Here is a 21,892-nt window from a genome sequence, read left to right as displayed (position 1 = left end):
CGTGTACAGTCTGTCTTCGCAGCAGGCCGCAAGGCAGGCAGCGAAAACCTGGTCCTGTGGAGCAGTTTGGAGTGCTCGCCACCCTGTCAAGGTGGAGGCCGCGGGTTCAAATCCCGTCAGGACCGCAGTAGACGGAAGCCCGGATCCCCTGGATCCGGGCTTCCGTGCGTCTTGACGCCGGCCCCTGCCGCGAGTACCTCCGTAGGACGGAGTCCACCCCTGCTCTTCCCGACGCGGGTGGCCGGGTCCACCGGGAGGCCGCACACATGTCTGCGCCCACGGAAAGGCACGAGACCCGCGCGCTGCTGCGCGCCCACCTGGCGGCCGCCTCCGGCTACCGCCACCTCACCCGGCACTGCCCGGTCTGCCACCGGCTGCTGCGGCTCGCCATGGAGCCCCTGACGGGCCCCCAGGCGCCGCACGCACTCCAGGAGCCCGGCGGCGCGATCCGGCAGCCGCCGGCCCCGGAGAGCCGCACCGGGGGCCCCGGAAGGATTGCCGGGGCGACTCCCCCGCTCCGGGCCGGGGCGGACGGCGACGAGAGCGGGAGGAAGGGTGCGGGCGGGAACGGCGCGGACCGCCGCCCGGAACGCCCCCGGAACCTCTTCGAAGACCGCTCCGGCGACGAAAGCCCTCCCGCCGCATGACCGTCCGTCGCAGCCGGCCACCCTCGCACGAGGACGGACGCGCGGCCGGCAGGGCCACGCCGGTGTGACGGGAGTCACTCAATCAGTTTTGCGCGTGGGGTACTTTACGCACTTCCTACAACTGGCGAATTTAATATGTGCAATTGCACTCTCACCGAAGCGCATCCCGGACCGTTCCACACGAGCCGTCCCAGGGCGCCCGGGACCCGGGCGAACAGCCTCGAACAGGCCCGCCCACAGTCGCACGCACCCTCCCGCAAACCGACCCGTCGGCAGGTTCGGGCAACCTCCCGGGCCGTTCGGGCACAAAAAGATCGCGCTGGACCCGGCGGAGTCCAGCGCGATCGAACGACGCACCCGAATGTCACAGGCGTGGTGTCCGTTGGGGCGGGCACCCGTCGTGTGGAGCTATGAGTGGGGACACCGAGGGATGGGGGACCCTCCGGTGCCCTGTTGTGGCTGCGGCGACAGGGGTGTGTCAGGCCTCGCTGCGCTGCTGCGGGATACCCGCAAGCAGTGCGCGGACCTCTGCCTCGCGGTACCGGCGATGCCCACCGAGCGTGCGGATGGACGTGAGCTTGCCAGCCTTTGCCCAACGGGTGACCGTCTTCGGGTCCACGCGGAACATCGTGGCGACCTCAGCCGGGGTCAGCAGCGGCTCGGCATCAGGGGTGCGAGCGGTCATGAGCGGCCTCCTCGGGAGAACCGAACCATCTCGGTTCTTTCCTCTAAATTCTGCACCTTGACCCGCGTTGCCCGAAATGGCGGACACGGGCCGAGTCGGTTATAGGACGAACGGCTTGTCTTCGGCACTACAACTACACCATCCGTCCAGCCACGTCGGCCAAACCGATGGAATTGCCCTCCCAGGTGTTCATCAGCGACGGAAGCCGATGGACCATGCCATAGCGGACAGTCACGCCCTGGTGACGATCAGTCACAGGGCGACCAGGAGCCGCCAGAAGTCAACAGAACCCCCATAGCGTGCAATGCTGAGCATTCCACCCATAGTTGGGCGGACAGAGTCCTCCCCGAACTCCTTGTCCTATTTTGGCATGAGGAGTAGGGAAGGGCGCAAGGGCCCCGTTAGTGCTGTCCGTCACGCTTGAGGCAAAGGCCCGGTTCAGGACGTAGGTCCCGGCCCTCGTGAACGATTCCCCTGCCCCATCTGTCTCACACGTCACACTCGACGCGGGTTCACGGGCCGTCAGTTCCCCTCAGGGCATCTCCGTTCACCTCCGCCGGACCGCCGCGGTGCCCGCGGATGTCGGACACCTCACAGGATGTCTCTTCCCTGCGCATAGCCCCTCTATGCGGCGTTGCGTGACTATTCACACCGCTTCGGGCTAGTTGGAGGATTGTAGGTCACGCACCGCACGCCAGCGGTCGGCGAGACGGCCGTACGCGACACCCGCCGCTTCGCCGTCCCCGGAGCGCAGCGCCGCGATCCCCTCCGCCACATCCGCAGCCGACCGGTCCGCGGCGAGCTGCTCACCGCTCAGCGCGTGGACCAGGCCGCCGTAGTCCAGCTCGACCATGGCCCGCGGGTGGAACTCCTCCAGCCAGCGCCCCACTTCCACGAGCCCCTCGGTCAGCGGTCCCTCGTCGGCGGTCTCCCGCAGCGTCCGCAGCGCCCGCGCCAGCCGGCGCCTCGCCTGCACCATCGGGGTCCGGTAACGCAGCATCCGGCCCCCGTCCGCGCCGACGGCACCGGCGGTCACGCATTCCCGCTCCTCGTCGTCGAACAGGACGAACCAGCGCACCGGCACGTGCCACACCGTGGTCCGGATCCACGGACGGGCATCCGGATTCCGCTCGGCCCACCGCTCGTGGTCCGCCGCCGCCTGCCCCCGCACCACCGGGGGCAGCACCGCGTCCAGCACAGTGGCCGGAAACAGACTCCCCAGTTCGCTCATGGCCAGCCAGCCCCGCATCCGGGTCCGCCACGGGCAGACGCAGATCACCCCGTCGACCACCGCGACGAAGGCGTCCCCGCTCTCGTGCACCGGTACCGCCACCGGCGGGGTGGGGACCAGGCCGGCCAGCGAGCGGCGCAGCTCGTCCTGGGCGGTGGGGAGGTCGGAGCGCATGGCGTAACGCGTCCAGTGGCCCCGTTCGGGTTCACGGAAGGCGGCGAGCGGCTCGTACACCCGCAGGTAGGACGCGTAAGGGACGAGCACCGAAGACACCACCGACATGCGGTGAATCGTGTCACGCCGGTACTCCACCGGGGGGTGATCCCGGTCGGGAGAACAGATCCAGGCGTCACGAGGACTTACGCTCTTGCCCAGTCGGACCGGCCGGCACCGGTCGGTCCGGGGCCCTCCCCACCTTCAGGAGGGTCTTCCCCGCCGCTTCGTACTTGGGAGTCACCACCGTGACCGATGTGACCGGCGTACCTGTGGATGTACTGCGCACCCTGTTCCGTTCGGACCAGGGTGGCCACGAGCAAGTCGTCATCTGCCAGGACCGGGCCAGCGGCCTCAAGGCCGTCATCGCCCTCCACTCCACCGCCCTGGGCCCGGCCCTCGGCGGGACCCGCTTCTATCCGTACGCCTCCGAGGAGGAGGCCGTCGCGGACGCGCTGAACCTGTCGCGCGGGATGTCGTACAAGAACGCCATGGCCGGCCTCGAGCACGGCGGCGGCAAGGCCGTCATCATCGGCGATCCGGACCGGATCAAGACCGAGGAACTGCTGCTGGCCTACGGACGGTTCGTGGCCTCGCTCGGCGGGCGCTACGTGACCGCCTGTGACGTCGGCACCTACGTCGCCGACATGGACGTCGTCGCCCGTGAGTGCCGCTGGACCACCGGCCGTTCCCCCGAGAACGGCGGTGCGGGCGACTCCTCCGTCCTCACCGCCTTCGGCGTCTTCCAGGGCATGCGGGCCTCCGCGCAGCACCTGTGGGGCGACCCCACGCTGCGCGGCCGCAAGGTCGGTGTCGCCGGCGTGGGCAAGGTCGGCCGCCATCTCGTCGGGCACCTGCTGAGCGACGGCGCCGAGGTCGTGGTGACGGACGTGCGCGAGGAGTCCGTGCGCGGGATCACCGATCTGCATCCCGAGGTCTCCGTGGCCGTGGACACGAACGCCCTCATCCGTACCGAGGGGCTCGACATCTACGCCCCGTGCGCACTCGGCGGCGCGCTGAACGACGAGAGTGTTCCCGTGCTCACCGCCAAGGTGGTGTGCGGCGCGGCCAACAACCAGCTCGCGCACCCGGGCATCGAGAAGGACCTTGCCGACCGATCGGTTCTGTACGCACCGGACTACGTGGTGAACGCCGGCGGCGTGATCCAGGTCGCCGACGAGCTCCGCGGTTTCGACTTCGACCGGTGCAAGGCGAAGGCCACGAAGATCTTCGATACCACGCTGGCCATATTCGCACGTGCGAAGGCGGACGGCATCCCGCCGGCCGCGGCGGCCGACCGGATCGCCGAACAGAGGATGGCGGACGCCCGCCGTCGCTGACACGTCACCCGGGAGTCGGGTCCGCGTCACCGGCGTATGAGCGGAAACCGGCGACGCGGGCACCGCAGGCGCCCCTGTAGGTGCGGTGGGACGGTCGGCGGGCCGAGGGGGAGACAAGACTCACTCCGGTCGGCGGGTCGGCCGTCCACAAGAGGTTAAAATCGGGGTTGACCAGCGAGGACGGGTTCCTCCACGGTCCTGCACCGAGGTGCGTGATGCGGGCGGCGTACCGTATGGCCGAGGAAGCAGGTACGGTTAAAGCCACGGGCGCGGTCTCTCTGCCGGGAGTCCGTCCTGAAACATGAACGCGTGTCAAGACTCTGGGGCCGTCGAGCCCCGTCACCGAGGGGGTCGAGCCATGGGGCGCGGCCGGGCAAAGGCCAAGCAGACCAAGGTCGCCCGCCAGCTGAAGTACAGCAGCGGCGGGACGGACCTGTCGCGTCTGGCCAATGAGCTGGGCGCATCGCCTTCGAGTCAACCACCGAACGCCGAGCCGTTCGAGGACGACGACGAGGAAGATGACCCGTACGCACAGTACGCGGATCTGTACAACGACGACGAGGACGCGGACGAGGACGGCCAGTCCGGTCCGTCGTCACAGCGCCGCGGCGCTTGACCTCGCGCTGACACATCAACCCGGTCCGGGCCTGCCCGGACCGGGTTCTGTGCTGTCCCGGTGCGGTGGGGCGGAGAGTCTCCGCGTCCGGCCCGCCGGGCGGAGCCGTCCGGCGCCGGTCCGCTCCGATGGGCCGGACCGGCGGTCATGGCGTCCTACCGTGCGTAGTCCCCGGTCAGCTCGGCACCCGTGGCGTGGTCGCCGCGCTCGGTGATCTCGCCGGCGACCCAGGAGTCGACGCCCCGGTCCGCCAGCGTCGTCAGAGCCGCGTCCACCGAGTCGGCCGGGACGACCGCGATCATGCCGACGCCCATGTTCAGCGTCTTCTCCAGCTCCAGCCGCTCGACCTGCCCGGCCTTGCCGACCAGGTCGAAGACGGCGCCGGGCGTCCAGGTACCGCGGTCGACCGTGGCGTGCAGCCCGTCCGGGATCACCCGGGCCAGGTTGTTGGCCAGCCCGCCGCCGGTGACGTGGCTGAAGCCGTGCACCTCGGTCGTGCGGGTCAGCGCCAGACAGTCCAGGGAGTAGATCCTGGTGGGCTCCAGGAGTTCCTCACCGAGCGTCCTTCCGAACTCCTCGACCTGGCGGTCCAGTGTCCAGCCGGCCCGGTCGAAGACCACGTGCCGCACGAGCGAGTACCCGTTGGAGTGAAGACCGGACGACGCCATGGCGATCACCGCGTCACCCTTACGGATGCGGTCCGGGCCCAGCAGCCGGTCGGCCTCGACCACGCCCGTACCGGCGCCCGCGACGTCGAAGTCGTCGGGGCCCAGCAGGCCGGGGTGCTCGGCCGTCTCGCCGCCGACCAGTGCGCAGCCCGCGAGGACACAGCCCTCGGCGATGCCCTTCACGATGGCCGCGACACGCTCGGGATGCACCTTGCCGACGCAGATGTAGTCGGTCATGAAGAGCGGTTCCGCGCCGCAGACGACCAGGTCGTCGACGACCATGCCGACGAGGTCGCGCCCGATGGTGTCGTACACACCCATCTGGCGGGCCAGATCGACCTTCGTGCCGACACCGTCGGTGGCGGAGGCGAGCAGCGGGCGCTCGTAACGCTTGAGCGCCGAGGCGTCGAAGAGACCGGCGAATCCACCGAGGCCACCGAGGCCGGCGACCTCGGGACGCTGCGTCTTCTTCACCCACTCCTTCATCAGCTCGACGGCGCGGTCACCGGCTTCGATGTCGACGCCCGCCGCAGCGTAGGAAGCACCTGTTGTCTCAGACATGGCCCGGGATCTTTCGTGTGGGAATACGGGGCTGGTGGGGAAGCAGCCGGTCGGTCCGGGTCACGGCCGGCGCAGTGCGTCGGCCGCCGCGGTCGCCGCGGGACCGGCCGCCAGCTCGGTCTCCAGCAGCTGCTTGCCGAGCAGCTCCGGGTCCGGAAGCTCCATCGGGTATTCGCCGTCGAAGCAGGCGCGGCACAGATTCGGCTTGGCGATCGTCGTCGCCTCGACCATCGCGTCGAGCGAGATGTACGCGAGGGAATCGGCACCCATGGAGGCGCCGATCTCGTCGACGGACATGCCGTTGGCGATCAGCTCGGCACGCGTCGCGAAGTCGATTCCGAAGAAGCAGGGCCACTTCACGGGCGGGGACGAGATCCGGATGTGGATCTCGGCGGCACCCGCCTCGCGCAGCATCCTCACCAGGGCGCGCTGGGTGTTGCCGCGGACGATCGAGTCGTCGACGACCACCAGGCGCTTGCCCTTGATGACTTCCTTGAGCGGGTTGAGCTTGAGCCGGATGCCCAGCTGGCGGATGGTCTGCGAGGGCTGGATGAAGGTCCGCCCGACATAGGCGTTCTTGACCAGCCCCGCCCCGAAGGGAATTCCGCTCGCCTCGGCGTAACCGATGGCCGCGGGCGTTCCCGATTCCGGCGTCGCTATGACCAGGTCCGCCTCGACGGGGGCCTCGGCCGCCAGCTTCCGGCCCATCTCCACCCGGGAGAGGTAGACGTTCCGCCCGGCGATGTCGGTGTCGGGACGCGCCAGGTAGACGTACTCGAAGACACAGCCCTTGGGCTTCGCTTCTGCGAAGCGGGAGGTGCGCAGGCCGTTCTCGTCGATGGCGACGAGCTCGCCCGGCTCGACCTCGCGGACGTAACTGGCACCGCAGATGTCGAGGGCGGCGGACTCGGAGGCCACCACCCAGCCACGCTCGAGCCGGCCGAGGACGAGAGGGCGGATGCCCTGCGGGTCACGGGCGGCGTAGAGGGTGTGCTCGTCCATGAAGACGAGCGAGAAGGCGCCCTGGACCTCGGGAAGCACCTTCGCGGCGGCCTCCTCGACGGTGAGCGGCTTGTCGTCGGCGTCTCTCTGGCCGGCGAGCAGCGCGGTCACCAGATCGGTGTCGTTGGTCGCCGCGACCTGGGTGGCACGGCCGTCCTTCCGGGGAAGGTCGGCCACCATTCCGGCGAGCTGGGCCGTGTTGACCAGGTTGCCGTTATGACCCAGGGCGATCGAGCCGTGCGCGGTGGCACGGAACGTCGGCTGCGCGTTCTCCCACACCGAGGCACCGGTGGTGGAGTAGCGGGCATGACCGACCGCGATATGGCCCTGGAGCGATCCCAGAGACGTTTCGTCGAAGACCTGCGAGACCAGTCCCATGTCCTTGAAGACGAGGATCTGGGACCCGTTGCTCACTGCGATGCCCGCGGACTCCTGTCCACGGTGCTGCAGGGCATACAGTCCGAAATAGGTGAGCTTGGCGACCTCTTCGCCCGGAGCCCAGACACCGAAGACGCCGCAAGCGTCCTGGGGGCCTTTCTCTCCGGGGAGCAGGTCGTGGTTGAGTCGTCCATCACCACGAGGCACGCCACCGAGTGTAGGCGAGATCGACCACCGGTCCGAATTGGACGACCGCCCGGAACAGGCCGTGAGCGGGAGGGCAGGGGGTTCCACGTGAGCGTCACCGCCGGAGCCGGACGGTCACTCCGGGTGAGCACGACGGCGTTCCCGCCCCGGCCCCGAAGGGCCTCGGAGCGGCTGAGGCCCGCTCCGGACGGCGGTTACCGGCGATTCGGGCCGTCGTCCGCTCCGCGCCGGGACCACCCCCGCCGTGGCACTGGGTGAGCTCGTGAGCCCGAGGGAGCAGGCGGTGACTGAACGCTCATTTCGTGGCGAGCCTCACACCGCGACACCGCGGCCGACGGCCTGCGAACGCCTCCGGAACCACCGCGGCGGGTCGCCCCGGGCGCGCTGCCCGAGGGGCGGAGGGCGGCGGACGGATCTCCGGGGCACGTGCGGGGCGGATCCGCGGAGCCCGTCGCCGGCGGGCCGGCCGCAGTCAGCCCCCGGCCGCCGGGGCGGACGCTTCGAGCCCCTTACCGCTCTTCGCCTCGATCGACAGCGAGCGGTGATCGATCTCGTACGTCGCCGTCCCCTCCAGCACACCGTTCAGCGCGCGCTCCAGATCCGCCTCCGGACCCGGACACATCTTCCTGGTGGAGGTGAGCGGGCCGAAGGTGAGGGTGGAGCCCGAGACGGTGGCCTTGCCGTGGAAGGAGTTGCAACCGAGGTTCCCTTCCACCGAGCCGTCCTTCCCGAAGGTGAGGTGTGCCTTGTCCTCCGTACCGGCGGGCAACGAGGTGACGGCGCTGCCGGACACGAGCCCGGTGATCTTCCAGGCCGTGCCGGCGAGGGGTGCCGGGGGCTCGGAGGTGAGGGCGATGGTGTCGCCCTGCGCCGTGGTCAGGGTGAGGGTCTTCCGGTCGTCCCGGTCCGTGACGTCGGCCTCGAGTTCGCCGCTGAAGGCACGGCCCAGCGCCTTCTCGAACTCCTGGACCTCCTTCTCGCACCCCATCTCGGTGGTCGTGCCCGGCCCGACGGTGACCTTGTCACCCTCGACGGCGGCCTCGGCGGTGAAGCGGTTGCAGCCCAGACTGCCCGTGGCCTTCCCCTCCGGGTCGATCTCGACGTGGGCTCCGGCGGGGGCGGTGGTCTTCCTCCCCCCGACGGTCAGGGAGGACACGGTCCAGTGGACACCGGTCACCGGCTGGCCGGCCCGCACGGTTCCGCTGCCGTCCCCGGAGCCTCCGGAATCCCCTGATCCCGCTCCGGATCCCGACTCCGTACCGCACGCGGCAAGGGTGAGGGTGGTCAGGGCGGCAAGGACGCTGACTGCCATACGTTGTGTGCGCATGGCCCTGGGACGGATCGAGGAGCCGATCCGGTTCCCCCTCAGCCCGTCAGAGGAAGCAGCGGGGCGAGATCGGCCCGCTCACCACTGGCGCTGACCTGCGCCGCTTCGAGCGCGTCCGCCCACTGCGTACGCCCGGTGGCCAGCCGGATCCAGGTGAGCGGATCCGTCTCCACGACGTTCGGCGGGGTCCCGCGGGTGTGTCTGGGGCCGCCGATGCACTGGACGACGGCGAAAGGCGGCACGCGCACCTCGACGGATCCACCGGGCGCCTTCTCCGCGAGCGCGTCGGCGAGCAGCCGGGTGCAGGCCGCGAGCGCCTGGCGGTCGTACGGGATGTCGAGGCCCGTCGCCCGGTGGAGGTCGTCGGTGTGGACGACGAGCTCGACGGTGCGGGTGACCAGGAAGTCGCCCAGACGCATCGTCCCCGACCGGGTCGTCACCAGCCGGTCAGCGGCAGCGGCGGGCACCGCCTCCGCGAACCGGACCGCCGTCTCCTCGTACAGCGCGTCGAGACCGGGGCGGGCCCCGGTCAGCTCCCTGGTGTCGTCGGCGATCGCCGCCGCCCGGCCCGCGGTGGAGAAGGGCCACTCCAGCAGGGTGAGCTGCGGCTTGGGCCCGGGCGGCTCCGGCGACTCCAGCTCATGGCTGACGCGGCCCAGCGCCATGGCGAGGTGGACGGCGAGCTCCCGCACGGTCCACTCCCCGAGCCCGGACGGACCGGCCAGCTGATCCTCCGTCAGTGTGGCCACCGCCTCCCGGACACGGTCGAACTGGGCCAGGACCGCGATGCGGGTCCGGGAGACGTCGTAGGCGCGGGGGCGCTTCTTGGCCGGTGGCATACGGGCGAGACTAACCGGCGGGGCCGACAGCGCCCCTCACGTACCGCCGGACTCAACTCCGCACGAAGTCCGCCGCGTCGGGACGGACGACGTCCGTGCAGCCACGGCGTTCCGTCGCGTCGTCGACGTACGCCCGGAACAGGGGCTCCAGCCGGCCGCGGAGGATGCGGTCGTACGGGTAGGACACCTGCATCAGGTGCAGGGCGGGCCGGCCGTCGCAGACGGAGGAGGCCCACCAGGCGAACTCGTCCGTACCCGCGGTGCCGGGGCGGATCACGGTCCGGTCCTGCAAGCCGGTCCGTATCCCTCTGGTGCCGTCGCCGACGACGGTCTCGGTCTTCACCCACAGGGGAGAGTGCGAGAGCACCACACCGAGGTCCCGGGGGCTCTTGGTGGTCTTCTCGTAGGCGGGCCAGATCCTCCGGGTCTCGTCCTCGCCGAGTGCGAGCAGGCAGGCGTCGTGGGAACTCGCCTTCCCGGCCGGCGCGGCGAGCGCGCGGTCGGGGAGCGAGCCGCGTCCCCCGGCGGCTATGAGGCGCCCGTACCAGGCACATGTGCCGCCGGTCCCGGCCGCCGGGCGGAGGGCGAACGCCGGCTCGGGGAGCCCGGCGGGCAGCGCGGGAAGCTCGGCCGCACACCCCCGTTCCCCTGCAGCCCGCTCCACCGCCTGCCGCGCCAGACCGGCGAGCGTCCGGCGGTCCCCGGGCGTCGCGACGTCCGCGTACTTGGCGATGGCCGAGGCCTCGACGGAGGAGATCTCGCCACCGTCCGCGCACAGGGCCCTGACCGTCACCATGTGGCTCTCGTACTCACCGAGCCTGCCGTCGCCCAGCGGGTGCGGCACGGCATGGTCCGCCGCGGCCGCGATGTCGTCCACGCCACCGCGGCGGAGGTCGAAGGGCCCGTCGTCGAGAGCGACCCGGCGGTCGTCGGCGTTCGGGTCGGCGGGGTACACGGTGAGGGTCAGGGCGAAGTGCCCGTAAGCCGTCCCCGGTTCGCCCACCCGGTGGACGAGACAGTTGCTGACCCTCCGGGCGGTGTCGATCTGGTAGCGGTCCGAGAGCTCCACGCGGTCGATGTCACCGTTCAGCCCGAGCACCAGATCCGGATCGACGAGGCCACCGCACCCCGCCTCGATGCGCTCCCGGCTCTCGGACCGGGCGCGGAGATCGGACACCTGCATGACGACGGCCCAGATGCTCAGACCGATTCCCGCCACGGCGACCAGGCAGAACAGTGCGTTCCAGGCCTTCGCCGCGCGGCCGCGCCCGGTCGGCTCACCTATCGGCCCGGATGCCCCGGCAGCGCTCGTCTCGTCCATGACCGGCCCCCGCACAACGACAACGCATGACGCCCGGCAAGCTACCAGTCGTCGCTGACGGCCCGGCCGGCGACGAAGACCTCGCCGTTGGCCGGTACTCCGATGCCCCGCCAGGTGAACGGGACGCCGCGCGCCCTGTCGAGGTCCGGGTGGTCCATGAGCTGGAAGTGCACATGCGGCTCGGTGGAGTTGCCGGAGTTCCCGCAGCGGGCGATCTGCTGCCCGGCCCGGACCGTGTCGCCGGCCCGCACCTGGAGCGAGCCGCGCCGGACGTGGGCGTAAGCGGCGTACGTACCGTCACCGAGGTCGAGCACGACGCGGTTGCCGAGGACCCGGTGCGCGCCCGCCAGTCCACGCACCTCACCCTCGGCGAGCAGGAGCCAGGCGAGCCCCAGGAGGGAGTTCCGGCTCAGGTGGTCGCGCTGTGTGTCGTCGGCGGTGACCACCGTCGCGTCCGCCACCGCCAGCAACGGGGCCCCGAAGGCGGGGAAGGCCCGGGGACCACGCGCGACGGGCCACAGCCAGGCGAAACCCGGCCGCCCGGCCGACGGCCCTTCCGCTCCTTCCGCCACGATGTCGATGGCATACGTCTGCCCGTAGGCGTGGACACCATGGCTCGGCACCCGGTCGGCGGGGCTGTTGAGCGCGGACCAACGGCCTGTCACCGGCGCAAGGACCTCGACGGCGTCACGTGAGGCGCCCTTGATGTCCCGGCTCGCCGCCCGGCCTCCCGCGATGCCCGCCGTCCAGGCGAGCACGAGCGGGAGGAAGACCCACCACGACGGGAACGGGTACTCCACGAAGAGACCGACCACGACGAGTGCGAGGAAGAGCAGAGCGAACACCCGCGTGAGCAGCCCGGGCAACCTGCGTGCAGACATACGTTCTCCCCCGTTGTCCCGTCTCTCAGGGCCGGGCGGCCGTGAGCACCACCAGGAGCGGCACCACCCGCGCGCCGGGCACCTCGTAGCGTCCGCGCGCCGTCGTGTGCAACCAGCCCGCGACGGTCAGCAGACGCAGGTGGTGGTAGATCTGACCGGTCGTCCCGGTCTCGTCGAGCCCGGCCAGCTCGGCGGCCGTACGCCGGCCCGCGAGGATCTCGCGGAGCAGCCTCAGCCTTACCGGATGGCCGAGCGCGGCCAGGGGCTCGGCGGCTTCCGCCCAGTCGGGGCGGTCCCCGTCCGTCCCCAGGAGCCCCGTCGTCAGCGCGCCGTACTGCCATTCGTACCGCTCACCGGCCGGCAGCCTCACCGCGCCCGTGAACAGCACCCCGCCGTCCGCCGCGGCCTCCCCGACCTGTCCGAGCTGGTCCTTCAGCCCGTCCAGCGCCCAGAAGTCCCCGACGCCCAGCTCCGGCTTCGCGCTCTCCGCAGCCGCCTCCAGCGCCGCGAGGCGGCGCTCCAGCTCGGTGACGCGTTCCTCGAGCCCCATGACATCCACCTTACGTAATTACGTAATTTCAATCAACAGTGGTCACAGAAAAACGCCGCAGCCCCCGCCCGGTAGACCCGGACAGGGGCTGCGGTACAGGCAGAACCTAGGCGAACAGACCCTCCAGGGTCCCCTCGTGCGCCGTGCGCAGCTCGCTCAGCGGAATGCTGAACTCGCCCTGGATCTCGATCTCCTCACCGTCAACGACACCGATCCGGACCGCGGGGAGGCCCCGCGCACCGCACATGTCGTTGAAGCGGAGCTCCTCGCTGCGCGGAATCGAGACGACCGCGCGGCCCGCCGACTCCGAGAACAGGAAGGTGAAGGCGTCCAGACCGTCCGGGACGACCAGCCGGGCGCCCTTCCCGCCGCGCAGGCAGGACTCGGTGACCGCCTGGATCAGGCCGCCGTCGGAGAGGTCGTGCGCCGCGTCGATCATGCCGTCACGGGAGGCCGAGATCAGGATCTCGCCGAGCAGCTTCTCGCGGCCCAGGTCGACCTCGGGCGGCATCCCGCCGAGGTGCTGGTGGATGACCTCGGACCAGGCCGAACCGCCGAACTCCTCGCGGGTGTCCCCCAGGAGGTACAGCAGCTGGCCCTCTTCGGCGAAGGCGACCGGCGTGCGCCGGGTCACGTCGTCGATCACACCGAGGACGGCCACGACGGGCGTCGGGTGGATCGCCGTGTCCCCGGTCTGGTTGTACAGCGACACGTTGCCGCCGGTGACCGGGGTGCCCAGCTCCAGGCAGCCGTCCGCCAGACCGCGGGTGGCCTCGGCGAACTGCCACATCACGTCCGGGTCCTCGGGCGAACCGAAGTTCAGGCAGTCCGAGATGGCGAGCGGCTTGGCGCCGGTCGCGGCGACGTTGCGGTACGACTCCGCGAGGGCCAGCTGCGCGCCCGTGTACGGGTCGAGCTTGGCGTAGCGGCCGTTGCCGTCGGTCGCCATGGCGACGCCCAGATTCGACTCCTCGTCGATCCGGACCATGCCCGCGTCCTCGGGCATCGCCAGCACGGTGTTGCCCTGCACGAAGCGGTCGTACTGGTCGGTGATCCAGGACTTGGAGGCCTGGTTCGGGGAGCTGACCAGCTTGAGGACCTGCTCGCGCAGCTCCGCGCCGTTCGCCGGGCGGGCCAGCTTGCCGGCGTCGTCGGCCTGCAGCGCGTCCTGCCAGGAGGGCCGGGCGTACGGCCGCTGGTAGGTCGGGCCCTCATGGGCCACGGACCGCGGCGGTACGTCCACGATCTGTTCGCCGTGCCAGAAGATCTCCAGCTGCGAGCCCTCGGTCACCTCACCGATGACGGTGGCGATGACGTCCCACTTCTCGCAGATCTCCATGAAGCGGTCCACGTGCTGCGGCTCGACGATCGCGCACATGCGCTCCTGCGACTCGCTCATGAGGATCTCCTCGGGCGAGAGGGAGGAGTCGCGCAGCGGCACGGTGTCCAGCTCGACGCGCATACCGCCGGAGCCCGCGGAGGCCAGCTCGCTCGTGGCGCAGGAGAGCCCGGCGCCGCCGAGGTCCTGGATGCCCGCGACGAGCTTCTCCTTGAAGATCTCCAGGGTGCACTCGATGAGGAGCTTCTCCTGGAACGGGTCGCCGACCTGGACGGCGGGGCGCTTGGTGGGCTTGGTGTCGTCGAAGGTCTCCGAGGCCAGCACGGAGACGCCGCCGATGCCGTCGCCGCCGGTGCGGGCACCGTAGAGGATCACCTTGTTGCCGGGGCCGGACGCCTGGGCGAGGTGGATGTCCTCGTGCTTCATCACGCCGATGCAGCCGGCGTTGACGAGCGGGTTGCCCTGGTAACAGGCGTCGAAGACGACCTCACCGCCGATGTTCGGCAGGCCGAGACAGTTCCCGTAGCCGCCGATGCCCGCGACGATGCCCGGCAGGACGCGCCGGGTGTCGGGGTGGTCGGCCGCGCCGAAGCGGAGCGGGTCCACGACCGCGACCGGACGGGCGCCCATGGCGAGGATGTCGCGGACGATGCCGCCGACGCCGGTGGCCGCACCCTGGTAGGGCTCGATGTACGAGGGGTGGTTGTGCGACTCGACCTTGAAGGTGACCGCGTAACCCTGGCCGACGTCGACCACACCCGCGTTCTCACCGATGCCGACGAGCATCGCGTCGTTGGCGGGGACCTTCTCACCGAACTGCTTGAGGTGGACCTTGCTGCTCTTGTACGAGCAGTGCTCGGACCACATCACGGAGTACATGGCGAGCTCGGCACCGGTGGGACGGCGGCCCAGGATCTCGCGGATCCGGGCGTACTCGTCCTCCTTGAGGCCGAGCTCCTTCCAGGGCTGCCCGGCGTCCGGGGTTTCGGCCGCGTGCTTGACCGTGTCCAGGCTCATGCGTTGACCAGCTTCTTGATGATCGAGGTGAAGACACCCAGGCCGTCGGTGCGGCCGGTGCCGACCAGCGGCTCGACAGCGTGTTCCGGGTGCGGCATCAGACCGACGACGTTGCCCGCGGCATTGGTGATGCCGGCGATGTCGCGCAGCGAGCCGTTCGGATTGACGTCGGCGTAACGGAAGGCGACGCGGCCCTCGGCCTCCAGCTCGTCGAGCGTGCGCTCGTCGGCGGTGTACCGGCCGTCCACGTTCTTCAGCGGTACGGAGATCTCCTGGCCCGCCGTGTAGTCCGAGGTCCACGCGGTGTCCGCGTTCTCCACCCGCAGCTTCTGGTCGCGGCAGATGAAGTGGAGGTCGTTGTTGCGCAGCATCGCGCCGGGCAGCAGGTGCGCCTCGGTCAGGATCTGGAAGCCGTTGCAGATACCGAGGACCGGGAGGCCGGCCTTCGCCTGCTCGATGACGGTCGCCATCACCGGCGAGAAGCGCGAGATTGCGCCGGCGCGCAGATAGTCGCCGTAACTGAATCCGCCCGCGAGGATCACCGCGTCGACCTGGTGGAGGTCCTTGTCACGGTGCCAGAGGGATACGGGTTCGGCACCCGCGATCCGCACGGCGCGCAGGCTGTCCTGGTCGTCGAGCGTGCCGGGAAAAGTGACGACTCCGATACGGGTGGTCACTTCTCCTCCTCCACCTTGACGGTGAAGTCCTCGATGACGGTGTTGGCGAGGAAGGTCTCGGCCATCTCGTTAATACGGGCGAGGGCGGCATCGTCGACCGGCCCCTCGACCTCGAGCTCGAAACGCTTTCCCTGACGAACGTCCGCGATTCCGTCGAAGCCGAGACGGGGCAGTGCGCGCTGCACAGCCTGTCCCTGCGGGTCGAGGATCTCCGGCTTGAGCATGACGTCGACTACGACGCGTGCCACTGGCACTCCCGGTGGTGTGGTGCGGCTGTGTCTCCGAGGGGTTCCCCAGATCCCCGCGGGTCCTCTCAGCGTACCTGGCCAGAAATTCTACGCGGGTAGATATCCTGCGGGCCTGATCACGGCGGGATATCGGGGACGACAACACCCAGGGAAACACCTGGCAAAAAATCTTCGCCCGGATTGTGCGCGGATCCACGGAGGCAACACGCGGGCGCAATTGCCCGGGCTTCACAATGCGGCTCCTGCCGCTGTACAAATGAATACTCGGGAAAGCAGGATTACCCCGGAACAGTCGACAGCCGTCGATCCGTATCCGCCCAGCCGCCGGAAGGCCGGCATCAGCGCATGTCAGGCGCGACGATGCCGCAGGAAAGGACCGATATCCGTGGCTCAGCGCGTAGTGGTTACGCTCTCCGACGACATCGACGGGGGAGAAGCGGCGGAAACAGTCACCTTCGCCCTGGACGGGAAGTCGTACGAGATCGACCTCAATCCCGCCAATGCAAAGAAACTTCGGAAGGCGCTGGCCCCGTACGTGGCGGCCGGCCGAAAGCAGACAAGTACCGGCAAGCGCGGCGGGGCCCCCGTGGCGTACCACCACACGTCGCTCGCCCCGGACCCCGCGGCCGTGCGCGCCTGGGCCCGCTCGCACCGGATGGAGGTGCCGGCCCGCGGCCGGATCCCCAAGAGGGTCTACGAGGCGTTCAGCGCGGCCAGTTGAGGGCCGCGCCCGGAATGCCCCCTTCCGTTCCGGTGTCCGCCCGCAGCCGGAGCGACACCTCGGGGAGCCGACTTGCACAACACCCCTGCAGGTCGGCTAGAGTCTGGAGCACGCCGAAGGGCAAGGCCGAAAAGCCGGGTCCGACGCAGCGTGCGGGTGTAGTTCAGTAGTAGAACATCCCCCTTCCAGGGGGAAGGCGCAGTGTGCAATTCCTGTCACCCGCTCTGCACTGCCTTACCAGGCCACCAAGTGGATCAGGTAAAGTGGTGAGCGCTCCACCGGTGAAAGCCGAGTGGTAGCAATGCGGACGTAGCTCAGTTGGTAGAGCGCAACCTTGCCAAGGTTGAGGTCGCCAGTTCGAACCTGGTCGTCCGCTCTTGTCCCAAAGGCCCTGATCGATTTCGATCAGGGCCTTTGGCGTTCCCGGTTATCGACGCATGACGTTCGTCATGAACGGTGATGACACCATGCACTGCCCGCGGCCGTGGGCGGGCGGAAGTCTTGAGCCATGACCGGCGACGGCTTCCCCCCGGCCTGAACCGGGGCCCGAGGCCGGCGGAGACGAAGGGGGAGGCGGGACCGTGTGGGTGCGGGCACAGGTGCGCAGGTGGCAGAAGCGCGAGGGGTTCGACAAGATCGATCTCTACACACGCGGATCCATGAACTCCATGATCTGGGGGATGGTCCTGTGCGTGGTCCTCCTGTCGGTGACCCGCCCGGTGCGGCATTCGGACGCGCCCGCCGCCCTGATCGCCGGTGTGGTCCTGGCCGCGATCGTGCAGGGCGTCCACTCGGTGCCGCTGGTCAACCGGGCTCTCGACAGTTATCTCGGCCGTGGCCCCGTCGGGAGACGGACGATCGCGCTCTCAGCCTTCCTGTTCCTCGTGAACGCCACGAGCCTGCTGACACTCGGCGGGTACGTCGGCACCGAGACGTTTCCCGGGCTGCAGCTGGCCCTGGGGGCGGTGGTGTGGCCGTTCCTGACGCCTTTCGTCCTCGCCGCACCGGTGTGGGCATCCGGTGCGTGCATCGTGGCCGGCGCGGCCTGCATGAGCGGTGGTGCCCTGCTGGCCGGGGCCGCCGGATCCTTCGCCCTGGCCACGTCGGCGGGAGTGGGCTTCGGCGGTGCGCTGATCTCCACCACCGTCCGGCTCTCCGCCTGGACGCTCGGGATCATGCAGAAGCTCCGCGACGCCCGGGACGTGGAGACCCGGCTGGCGGTCGCCGAGGAGCGGCTGCGGTTCGGCCGGGACATGCATGATGTCCTGGGCCGGAACCTGGCGGTGATCGCGCTGAAGAGCGAACTCGCGGTCGAGCTGGCACAGCGCGGACAGTCCGCGGCGATGGACCAGATGGTCGAGGTGCAGCGCATCGCACGCGCCTCCCAGCAGGAGGTCCGCGACGTCGTACGGGGATACCGGGAGGCCGATGTCGGTACGGAGCTGCTGGGAGCCCAGGGGGTCTTGCGGGCGGCCGGAATCGAGTGCGCCGTCCACGGCGACGGCGGGCGGCTTCCCGCACCGGTGCAGTCGGCGCTCGGATGGGCCGTACGCGAGGCGGCCACCAACGTCCTGCGGCACGGCGATCCCCGGCGTTGCGACATCCGGCTGGAAACCGTGCCGGGCGGGGTGCGGCTCGTGGTGGAGAACGACGGCGTGACACCCGACAAGGCCGCCGTTCCCGGCGGTGGCTCAGGGCTGCACGGACTCCGGGAACGGCTGGCCTCGGTCGGCGGTTCGCTGGAGGCGGGGCCGGCGGGCGACGGCCTGTTCCGTCTGACCGCGGCTGTCCCGCTGCCCGCCCCACGGCACCCCGTACCTTCCCCGCTGGAGAAAAGATGACGACCGCACCGGCCACCGTCCGAGTCCTGCTCGCCGACGACGAGCACCTGATCCGAGGCGCCCTGGCCGCGCTCCTCGCGCTGGAGGACGACATCGTCCTGGTCGCCGAGGCGGCGACCGGGCCGGAAGCGCTCGCGATGGCCATGGCTCACCGACCCGATGTGGCCGTCCTGGACCTGGAGATGCCGGGTGCGGACGGTGTGAAGGTCGCCACATCACTGCGAGCCGGACTGCCCGGCTGCCGCACCATGATCGTGACGAGTCACGGCAGGCCGGGGAACCTGAAGCGGGCGCTGGAGGCGGGTGTCCGGGCGTTCGTGCCCAAGACGGTCAGCGCCCGGCGGCTGGCCGAGATCATCCGTACCGTCCACGCGGGAAACCGTTATGTGGACCCGGAGTTGGCAGCCGACGCGATCTCCGCCGGAGACTCCCCGCTGACCGCGCGGGAGGCCGAGGTGCTGGAGCTGGCGGCGGACGGGGCGCCGGTCGCGGAGATCGCGGAGCGGGCGTCGCTGTCGCAGGGCACCGTGCGCAACTACCTGTCGGCGGCGGTCTCCAAACTCGGGGCGGAGAACCGTCATGCGGCAGTGCGTCTCGCGCGGGAGAGAGGTTGGGTATAGTGGGCAGCGCGCTGCGGCGCATGCGAACGTAGCTCAGCTGGTAGAGCGCAACCTTGCCAAGGTTGAGGTCGCGAGTTCGAACCTCGTCGTTCGCTCCATGTGAGAAGGCCCCGGTCCTCGTGACCGGGGCCTTCTGCCGTCACATCTCCTGGGCCGGCCAGTTCATACCCGTCAGGAGTTCGTACGCCTCCAGGTACTTGGCCCGGGTCGCGTCGACGATGTCCTGCGGCAGCGGCGGGGGCGGCTGCTCGCTGTGGCGGTCCCAGCCGGAGGCCGGTGAGGTCAGCCAGTCGCGCACGAACTGCTTGTCGTACGAAGGCTGCGCCTTGCCCGGCTCCCAGGATCCGGCCGGCCAGAAGCGCGAGGAGTCGGGCGTCAGCACCTCGTCGGCGAGGATCAGCTCCTCACCACCGCCCTCGGTCGGCGCGAAGCCGAACTCGAACTTCGTGTCGGCGAGGATGATCCCGCGCTCACGGGCGATGTCCCGGGCACGGCCGTAGACGTCCAGCGTCGTCCGGCGCAGCACGGCCGCCGTCTCGGGGCCGACCTCGCGGGCGACCTCCTCGTACGAGACGTTCTCGTCGTGATCACCGACCGCGGCCTTCGTGGCCGGGGTGAAGATCGGCCCCGGGAGTTCGGAGCCGTCGACGAGACCCTCGGGCAGACCGAGCCCGCAGACCGTCCGGGTCGCGTTGTACTCGGTCAGGCCGGATCCCGTCAGATAACCGCGCGCCACGCACTCGACCTGGACCATCCGCAGCGAACGGCAGATCAGGGTCCGGCCGGCCCAGTCGGCGGGGGCGCCGGGCGGCAGCTCCGTCGACAGCACATGGTTGGGCACGAGATCGGCGAGCTGGTCGAACCACCACAGCGACAGCTGGGTGAGCACACGGCCCTTGTCCGGGATCCCGGTGGGCAGGACCCAGTCGTACGCGGACATACGGTCGCTGGCGACCATCACGAGGTCGCCCGCCTCGTTCCGGTACAGGTCGCGCACCTTCCCGGTGTGCAGGTGGGTGAGCCCCGGCACCTGCACGGGCTCGGGCTTTTCTACGAAACCGGACACGCTGCCTCCGCGTAGGTTGATCCAGGAGTCGTTCCGATTGTCCCGCATGCGAAGGAGCCGCGGCGCCAGGGGTCGCCCCGTGGACAGGGCGGTGCGGTGGAGGAACCGGTGTCGAGCTCCACGCCACGGCCGGCGGCCGGGCCCTTACGCGGCCCGGCCGCCGGGTTCCGCTTCCCGGTCCCGCCCCCAGGCCGGCCCGGTGACCGGGTCCCGCTCCTCAGTCCCGCTTGCAGATCCGGTCGAGCAGATTGGCCGTGGCCCGCTGGATACGGGAGTCGACATGGCCGGGCCGGTCCAGGGCCGGGGACCACGCGAAGGTGCCCGAGGCGAAGACGAGCGCACCCGACGGGGCGCGGTACAGCGAGGTCTCCTGGTGCCGGGTGGCCCCCTCGCTGTCCGCGTACGGCGAGTGTGCGAGCAGCATGCGGCGCTCGTGCTCGGGCAGCGCCGTACGCGGGAAGTAGCGGTCGGCCTCACCGGCGACCAGCCCGTCGATCTCGTCGCCCTCACCCGCGCCGGTGGCTTCCCAGAGCCAGTGGCCGGCGTTCCGCACGACCAGCGGGTGGGGGTCGGGGACCCGGCCCGCGTACTGGACACCGAGCAGCTGCTGCTCGGGGCGGTCGATCTCACGCCACAACGCGGCCTTCCCCGGGCCACGGCGCTTGCGGCAGGTGAGCAGGCGGTCGGGGGCCCCGGAGGGGGACGGACCGAGTCCCACCTGCCAGTACATGGTGTTGGCCGAGAGGAAGACGAGCGAGGTACCGGTGTCCCGGGCGAGTTCGGTGGTGCGGCGCATCGGCACCGACCAGTACTCGTCGTGTCCGGGGAAGACCAGGCCCCGGTAACGGCTGGGATCGACGCGGCCGGCGTGCAGGTCGCGGGCGTCCGCGTACGCGAGGTCGTAGCCGTAACGCTCGGCCCAGCGGATGAAGTCGTAGGCGTGGCCGACGTGGAGAGGAAGGCCGGCGCCCGCGTAGGGGCGGTCGAAGGAGAGGGTGACGGCGGCGTCCTCCTCGCCCAGCAGCCGGCCCTGCTCGTCCCAGGCATGGTAAAGACTCGCCCCCGTGCGGCCGTCCTCCGGATAGAGGTTGTAGGCCTGCCAGGTGACGTCGGGAAGCAGGAGCAGCAGGTCCGCCGGGTGGTCGTCCCGGACCGTGAAGGGGACGTGCGAGCGGTGTCCGTCAGCGGTGGTGAGCACGGCGACGTAGGCGCCGACCGACCAGTAGCTGGGGATCTGCAGCCGCCAGGACAGCCACCAGTGGTGGCAGGAGACCGTCCGCTCGGCCGCCAGCGGCGCCGGCTGGACGATGCCGGAGAGGCGCGGACTGGTGGTGATCTTGGCGGCGCCGTCGCCCGCGTAATGCCCGATGCGGTAGATGTCGACGGAGAACTGCTGGGGCGGGTCCACGGTGATGTGGAAGTCGATCGCCTCGCCGGGCGCCGCGGCCCCCGGGGACACGAACCCCTTGATCTGCTGGCGCACGTCGTCCGCCGTACGCGTACCGCCGCCGGCCCCACCGCGGCCGAGGCCGGGGTCGGCATACCAGGGGACGACCTGGCCGGTGTCGTCGAAGTAATTCTCGCTGCCGCGCAGCCAGGGCAGCGGCCCCTGGCCGAAGGGGTCGCTCACCGCGTGCGCGAGGGCACCCGATTCCCACCGCCGGATCTGCTCCGCCCTCATCCCGCTCCCCTCCCTCGTCCCCCGACGCACCTTTGCGCCGGATGCGCCGGATGCGCCGGATGCGCCGGATGCGCCGGATGCCGACGCGCCCCCAGCACATCACATTACGCACGCACTCCGTCACCGTTCGTTGCGAATTCGCGGGACCGAAGCCCGATCTTCCGGTTATGGGGCGGACATTCAGGATATTTGTCCATCTAATTGGACGGACGGCCG

The 21,892-nt window shown here is 70.3% G+C and carries 20 protein-coding genes and 4 tRNA genes; 10 read left to right on the top strand and 14 right to left on the bottom strand.

Annotation, left to right across the window (positions count from 1 at the left end):
• Positions 1-50: 50 nt before the first annotated feature.
• A tRNA-Asp gene (locus ACF1FZ_RS17345) sits at positions 51-125 on the top strand.
• A gap of 141 nt (positions 126-266) precedes the next feature.
• A complete protein-coding gene (locus ACF1FZ_RS17340; RefSeq protein WP_391774219.1) occupies positions 267-647 on the top strand; it encodes a DUF6274 family protein in 381 nt (126 codons plus the stop codon).
• Positions 648-1,125: 478 nt separating this feature from the next.
• On the opposite strand, the gene bldC is transcribed toward ACF1FZ_RS17340, so the two are convergent.
• Both bldC and ACF1FZ_RS17330 read right to left on the bottom strand, forming a co-directional pair.
• The gene (bldC, locus tag ACF1FZ_RS17335; protein ID WP_003949541.1) at positions 1,126-1,332 is read right to left on the bottom strand and encodes a developmental transcriptional regulator BldC; all 207 of its coding nucleotides are present in this window, start codon (positions 1,330-1,332) and stop codon (positions 1,126-1,128) included.
• Positions 1,333-1,993: 661 nt separating this feature from the next.
• Positions 1,994-2,845 carry a hypothetical protein gene (locus tag ACF1FZ_RS17330; protein ID WP_391774218.1) on the bottom strand — a complete coding sequence of 284 codons (852 nt, stop codon included), beginning with the start codon at positions 2,843-2,845 and terminating at the stop codon, positions 1,994-1,996.
• A gap of 179 nt (positions 2,846-3,024) precedes the next feature.
• Between ACF1FZ_RS17330 and ACF1FZ_RS17325 the strand changes: the two genes are divergently transcribed.
• Positions 3,025-4,116 (top strand): Leu/Phe/Val dehydrogenase, encoded by a 1,092-nt coding sequence (locus ACF1FZ_RS17325; RefSeq protein ID WP_391774217.1) that lies wholly within the window; start codon positions 3,025-3,027, stop codon positions 4,114-4,116.
• Positions 4,117-4,474: 358 nt separating this feature from the next.
• Positions 4,475-4,732, top strand: coding sequence for a DUF3073 domain-containing protein (locus tag ACF1FZ_RS17320; protein ID WP_031097368.1), 258 nt, complete (start codon positions 4,475-4,477; stop codon positions 4,730-4,732).
• A gap of 155 nt (positions 4,733-4,887) precedes the next feature.
• Here the strand turns inward: ACF1FZ_RS17320 and purM are convergent, their stop codons facing one another.
• From purM to purS, 10 genes are all read right to left on the bottom strand, one after another.
• Positions 4,888-5,961 carry a phosphoribosylformylglycinamidine cyclo-ligase gene (gene purM, locus ACF1FZ_RS17315; protein ID WP_391774216.1) on the bottom strand — a complete coding sequence of 358 codons (1,074 nt, stop codon included), beginning with the start codon at positions 5,959-5,961 and terminating at the stop codon, positions 4,888-4,890.
• A gap of 60 nt (positions 5,962-6,021) precedes the next feature.
• Positions 6,022-7,548, bottom strand: a complete 1,527-nt coding sequence (gene purF, locus ACF1FZ_RS17310; protein WP_391774215.1) for an amidophosphoribosyltransferase — start codon at positions 7,546-7,548, stop codon at positions 6,022-6,024.
• A 472-nt stretch (positions 7,549-8,020) separates the two neighbouring features.
• On the bottom strand, positions 8,021-8,875 hold the full coding sequence (locus tag ACF1FZ_RS17305) for an META domain-containing protein (protein WP_391774214.1): 855 nt from the start codon (positions 8,873-8,875) through the stop codon (positions 8,021-8,023).
• Between the two features lie 38 nt (positions 8,876-8,913).
• Positions 8,914-9,714 carry a sterol carrier family protein gene (locus ACF1FZ_RS17300; protein WP_391774213.1) on the bottom strand — a complete coding sequence of 267 codons (801 nt, stop codon included), beginning with the start codon at positions 9,712-9,714 and terminating at the stop codon, positions 8,914-8,916.
• 52 nt (positions 9,715-9,766) lie between these two features.
• Positions 9,767-11,035 carry a hypothetical protein gene (locus tag ACF1FZ_RS17295; protein ID WP_391774212.1) on the bottom strand — a complete coding sequence of 423 codons (1,269 nt, stop codon included), beginning with the start codon at positions 11,033-11,035 and terminating at the stop codon, positions 9,767-9,769.
• A gap of 41 nt (positions 11,036-11,076) precedes the next feature.
• Positions 11,077-11,916, bottom strand: a complete 840-nt coding sequence (locus ACF1FZ_RS17290) for a M23 family metallopeptidase (protein WP_391774211.1) — start codon at positions 11,914-11,916, stop codon at positions 11,077-11,079.
• Between the two features lie 25 nt (positions 11,917-11,941).
• Positions 11,942-12,466, bottom strand: a complete 525-nt coding sequence (locus ACF1FZ_RS17285) for an ArsR/SmtB family transcription factor (RefSeq protein WP_391774210.1) — start codon at positions 12,464-12,466, stop codon at positions 11,942-11,944.
• 106 nt (positions 12,467-12,572) lie between these two features.
• A complete protein-coding gene (purL, locus tag ACF1FZ_RS17280) occupies positions 12,573-14,822 on the bottom strand; it encodes a phosphoribosylformylglycinamidine synthase subunit PurL (RefSeq protein WP_391774209.1) in 2,250 nt (749 codons plus the stop codon).
• Entirely contained in the window at positions 14,819-15,499 is a 681-nt protein-coding gene (gene purQ / locus ACF1FZ_RS17275; protein WP_391774208.1) for a phosphoribosylformylglycinamidine synthase subunit PurQ, read from the bottom strand. The genes purL and purQ overlap by 4 nt, the downstream gene beginning before the upstream one ends.
• Positions 15,496-15,747, bottom strand: a complete 252-nt coding sequence (gene purS, locus ACF1FZ_RS17270) for a phosphoribosylformylglycinamidine synthase subunit PurS (protein ID WP_033296931.1) — start codon at positions 15,745-15,747, stop codon at positions 15,496-15,498. The genes purQ and purS overlap by 4 nt, the downstream gene beginning before the upstream one ends.
• Before the next feature lie 385 nt (positions 15,748-16,132).
• Here purS and ACF1FZ_RS17265 point away from each other — a divergent pair, with 385 nt between their 5' ends.
• The 6 genes from ACF1FZ_RS17265 to ACF1FZ_RS17240 all read left to right on the top strand — a co-directional run bounded on the left by ACF1FZ_RS17265 (position 16,133) and on the right by ACF1FZ_RS17240 (position 19,027).
• A complete protein-coding gene (locus tag ACF1FZ_RS17265; protein ID WP_391774207.1) occupies positions 16,133-16,468 on the top strand; it encodes an Lsr2 family protein in 336 nt (111 codons plus the stop codon).
• Positions 16,469-16,620: 152 nt separating this feature from the next.
• Positions 16,621-16,692, top strand: a tRNA-Gly gene (locus ACF1FZ_RS17260).
• A gap of 79 nt (positions 16,693-16,771) precedes the next feature.
• Positions 16,772-16,844: transfer RNA gene (locus tag ACF1FZ_RS17255), tRNA-Gly, on the top strand.
• Positions 16,845-17,049: 205 nt separating this feature from the next.
• A complete protein-coding gene (locus tag ACF1FZ_RS17250; protein WP_391774206.1) occupies positions 17,050-18,309 on the top strand; it encodes a sensor histidine kinase in 1,260 nt (419 codons plus the stop codon).
• Positions 18,306-18,929: a response regulator gene (locus ACF1FZ_RS17245; protein WP_391774205.1), complete on the top strand. Its 624-nt coding sequence runs from the start codon at positions 18,306-18,308 to the stop codon at positions 18,927-18,929. Before ACF1FZ_RS17250 ends, ACF1FZ_RS17245 begins: the two co-directional genes overlap by 4 nt.
• Before the next feature lie 22 nt (positions 18,930-18,951).
• Positions 18,952-19,027 (top strand) — tRNA-Gly (locus tag ACF1FZ_RS17240).
• 41 nt (positions 19,028-19,068) lie between these two features.
• Here ACF1FZ_RS17240 and ACF1FZ_RS17235 read toward each other — a convergent pair.
• Together ACF1FZ_RS17235 and ACF1FZ_RS17230 are read right to left on the bottom strand one after the other, a co-directional pair.
• Positions 19,069-19,995 carry a phosphoribosylaminoimidazolesuccinocarboxamide synthase gene (locus ACF1FZ_RS17235; RefSeq protein ID WP_391774258.1) on the bottom strand — a complete coding sequence of 309 codons (927 nt, stop codon included), beginning with the start codon at positions 19,993-19,995 and terminating at the stop codon, positions 19,069-19,071.
• A gap of 217 nt (positions 19,996-20,212) precedes the next feature.
• Entirely contained in the window at positions 20,213-21,676 is a 1,464-nt protein-coding gene (locus ACF1FZ_RS17230; RefSeq protein ID WP_391774204.1) for a N,N-dimethylformamidase beta subunit family domain-containing protein, read from the bottom strand.
• Between the last annotated feature and the right edge of the window lie 216 nt (positions 21,677-21,892).

Source organism: Streptomyces sp. NPDC014623, from assembly GCF_043088245.1.
GTDB lineage: Bacteria > Actinomycetota > Actinomycetes > Streptomycetales > Streptomycetaceae > Streptomyces.
This window is presented reverse-complemented; position numbering and strand designations above follow the sequence as displayed.